We start from the raw sequence: 3,578 nt of genomic DNA on the forward strand, positions 1-3,578 counted from the left end.
GGAGCTCGAACGCCGGGTGCTCGCGGCCTCGGATGCGGCGGATCTGGGCGCGATCCCGCTCAGCGCCTACTGGCAGCGGCGCGGCCCGGGCGGAGAGCTCTTCGGCCTCGTCATCGGGACCGGGGGCCGGAGCGGTGACGAGGAGTTCGAGCGGGCCGTGCGCGCGCTGCGCGCGATCCTGCGCGACGAACTCGTGGTGTAGGGATCGAGACGTAAGAATCGCGGGGTCGGGATCGTGGCGGCAACGCACCGACCAGCGGGCCCGGATCTGCCGCGCCGGATCGGCCGGCGCGGATCGGCCGGCACGGAGCGACGGGCTCCGGTCAGCCGGTACCGAGCAGCTCGAGCAGCGCCTCGCGCAGCACCACGGCGTGGTTGGTCTGCTCGTCCTTCGCTCCGTAGAGCAGCGTCAGCCGATCGTGCTCGCGCGCGGTGGCGGCGAGCTGCTGCAGGGACGCGAGCGCGGGCTCCTCGCCGAGCTCGGCCCGGTACTCTGCGGCGAACGCCGCGAAGTGCGACGGCTCGTGCCCGTCCGGGTCGTGATGCCAGGCCGTCCGCAGCGCCGGGCTCGGGGCGACATCCTTGGCCCAGAGGTCGAGCTGCGCGTCGGCCTTCGAGACGCCTCGCGGCCAGAGGCGATCCACCAGCACCCGCATCCCGTCGGACGGCTCCGCGGGCGCGTAGATCCGCTTGATAGCGACTTCCATGACTTCAGTCTCCCACCGCCGGGCGCTGTACGCGATACTTGAAAGGTATTTCAGCGAGGGGGAGGTGGGGCCGTGGCCTTCGACTGGTTCAAGCGCAAGTCGCGCCCGCGGACGCGCCGCCGCCTGCCCAAGCGGGAACTCGCACCGGTCGAGGAGATCATCGAGCAGGGCATGCTCGTCGCCGATGTCGCCGTGCGGATGACGGTGAAGAACACCATCATCATGAACGCGCTCAAACGGCGAATGGACTACGACGAGGAGCAGATCGTCGACATGGTGCGGGACGCCATCGACGAACTGGCGCGCGAGCGGGAGCGGGACGCCCGGCACATCGAGCGGGTGCGGGACGAGATCCGCAGCACCGGCCGGAGCTCGTGGAGCGAGTCCGAGTACGGCAACGACGACAACCGCACGCTTCGGCACCGGCAGGAGGTGTACGAAGGGGTCGCCGACGAGCTGCGCGCATGCGCCGCCGACGCGGAGTACCTTGCGCGCACGGCCGAACGCGCCCGTGCTGCGGCCTGGGACGAGATCGGCGACTCGCTGAAGGAGCGCGCCACCCATCCGTACTACGCCGGAGGCGCGACCCCCGAGTACCGGCGCGCGCGGGATGAGCGGATCCAGCTGTTCATCGAGCGGGATCTCACCGAGCTGATGCAGCAGCAGGCGGGGAGACCCGGCGTCTCGGCGGGCTCAACCGACCTCACCGGCGCGGGTGAGGAAGGCGACGACGGCGCGGCCGTGGAGAAGCCGAAGCGGAAACGCTGGAAGTAGCGGGCGCAGGAGCTACGCGCCCGGCCTGAGATCCGGGTGCTGAGCGAGGAACTTCTCGATGAACCAGCACGAGGCGCGCACGTGCCGCCCGAGCACGATCTCATCGGTGACGGCGCGACGGGCGAGGATCTCGGAGAGCCCGGTGCCGCGGAGCCGCGGAATGACCATCGTGTGGTCGAAGTCGATCGCACCGTCCTGCCCGCCGATCAGCCGGTAGTGGGCGACGCCGACGACGCGATCCGCCTCGACGACGACGAATTCGTGCCGATCCGCGTGATGCTCGATCGTATAGCCGGCGGCCTCGGCGTCGGCCTCGGTGACGTATGCAGCCATGCTGCCAGCATAGGCGGCTCGCCCGGGTGCCGCCCGGGAATCGCGGCCCCGATACGGTGATGCTTCGCGAGCATCGTGACGCGAACACCGCCCTCCTCGGCGGGCGGGAATGGTGGAGAATGAACCCCATGACAGCAACACAGCCTTCGACCGGCGGCGGTTCGCCCTGCGCGCCCGGGACCGGGACCGGTGCGATCCGCGCCGAGAAGGGACTCAGCAGCGGCGCCCTCGGCGTGGTCGGCTCGACGGTGATCGGCCTCGCCTCGACGGCGCCCCTCTACTCGCTCGCCGCCACGCTCGGCTACGTGATCCTCGCGGTGGGCGCGCAGGCCCCGCTGGTCTTCATCGTCGCCTGCATCCCGATGATCTTCGCGGCCTTCGCCTATCAGGAGCTCAACCGGGAGATGCCGGACTGCGGCACCACCTTCGTGTGGGGCGCCAAGGCGTTCGGCCCGGTGACCGGGTGGATCGGCGGCTGGGCGGTCGCGGTCTCGGCGATCATGGTCCTCGCCAACGTCGGCGAGATCACCGGCAAGTACTTCTGGCTGCTGCTCGGCAACACCGAGTTCGCCGACAACCGCGTGATCGTCGTCGCCACGGCCGTCGTCTTCATGGCGATCATGACCTTCATCAGCACGATCGGCGTGCAGATGGGGGAGCGCCTGCAGATGGTGCTGATGACGATCCAGATCCTCGCGATGGTGCTATTCGGCGGTCTCGCCCTGCTGCAGGCGCTGAACGGCGGTGTCGCAGATTCCGTCGCGTTCGACTGGAACTGGTTCAACCCGGCCGAGCTGACCTCGTGGTCGGGCTTCATGGAAGCGGTGCTGCTCGCGCTCTTCATCTACTGGGGCTGGGACACCTGCCTCGCCCTCAACGAGGAGACGAAGAACCCGCGCAAGACCCCGGGCCGGGCAGCGCTCTCGAGCATCGTCGTGCTCATCATCCTCTACGTCGGCGTATCGGTCGCGGTCATGATGTTCGCCGGCTTCGGCGACACCGGCTTCGGGCTGACCAACCCGGAGAACCTCGACGACGTGTTCTCGGTGCTGAGCGGAGTGCTCTTCGGTCCGTGGGGCTGGTTCCTGATCCTCGGCGTCATGCTCTCCGCCGCCTCGTCGACGCAGACGACGATCCTGCCGACCGCCCGCGGCACCCTCTCGATGGCGATCTACCGGGCGCTGCCGGCGAAGTTCGCCGAGCTGCACCCGAAGTTCAAGACGCCGTGGTTCTCCACCACGCTCATGGGCGTCGCGGCGATCCTCTACTACGTCTCGATGTCGATCATCTCGGAGGACGTGCTCGCGGATTCACTCACCTCGATGGGGCTCGCGGTAGCGCTCTACTACGCGATCACTTCGTTCGCCTGCGTCTGGTACTTCAAGGGCACGCTCCGCGATAGCGCGCGCAACCTCTGGATGCGCGGCATCCTGCCCCTCCTCGGCGGTCTGCTGCTCGGCTACGCGTTCGTGCAGTCCGCGATCGACATGTGGAGCACGGACTACAGCGAGACCGTGCTGCTCGGCGTCGGCGGCGCCTTCGTCATCGGTGTCGGCGCGATCCTGCTGGGCTTCGTGCTGATGGGGATCTGGTGGCTGCGACCGAACTCGAAGCACTACTTCCGCCGGGAGAGCCTGAACCGCGATACGCCGGTGCTCGTCCCAGACGAGTGAGCCGCGGGCCGGGCACCGCGGTTCCCGGCCGGGCTCGGAACGGGGGCCGCGGTTCGGGCGATCAGGCGGCCGCGTCGCCGTCGGTGCCGCG

4 protein-coding genes and 1 pseudogene are annotated in these 3,578 nt (G+C 69.2%); 3 read left to right on the forward strand and 2 right to left on the reverse strand.

All coding sequences use genetic code 11. The features are described 5' to 3' along the window. Positions 1 to 202 (forward strand): annotated as a pseudogene (locus tag ACFPZL_RS11180) (hypothetical protein); the annotation flags it as partial. 121 nt (positions 203 to 323) lie between these two features. Here ACFPZL_RS11180 and ACFPZL_RS11185 read toward each other — a convergent pair. Then, a complete protein-coding gene (locus tag ACFPZL_RS11185) occupies positions 324 to 707 on the reverse strand; it encodes a DUF488 domain-containing protein (protein ID WP_218115178.1) in 384 nt (127 codons plus the stop codon). Positions 708 to 779: 72 nt separating this feature from the next. Here ACFPZL_RS11185 and ACFPZL_RS11190 point away from each other — a divergent pair, with 72 nt between their 5' ends. Then, positions 780 to 1,481 (forward strand): asparagine synthase, encoded by a 702-nt coding sequence (locus ACFPZL_RS11190; protein WP_218115177.1) that lies wholly within the window; start codon positions 780 to 782, stop codon positions 1,479 to 1,481. Between the two features lie 12 nt (positions 1,482 to 1,493). On the opposite strand, the gene ACFPZL_RS11195 is transcribed toward ACFPZL_RS11190, so the two are convergent. Then, positions 1,494 to 1,814: a GNAT family N-acetyltransferase gene (locus ACFPZL_RS11195; RefSeq protein WP_218115176.1), complete on the reverse strand. Its 321-nt coding sequence runs from the start codon at positions 1,812 to 1,814 to the stop codon at positions 1,494 to 1,496. 128 nt (positions 1,815 to 1,942) lie between these two features. Between ACFPZL_RS11195 and ACFPZL_RS11200 the strand changes: the two genes are divergently transcribed. After that, positions 1,943 to 3,487, forward strand: a complete 1,545-nt coding sequence (locus tag ACFPZL_RS11200; protein WP_236022041.1) for an APC family permease — start codon at positions 1,943 to 1,945, stop codon at positions 3,485 to 3,487. Positions 3,488 to 3,578 lie beyond the last annotated feature (91 nt).

Source organism: Leucobacter soli, assembly GCF_042659205.1.
Lineage (GTDB): Bacteria > Actinomycetota > Actinomycetes > Actinomycetales > Microbacteriaceae > Leucobacter > Leucobacter soli.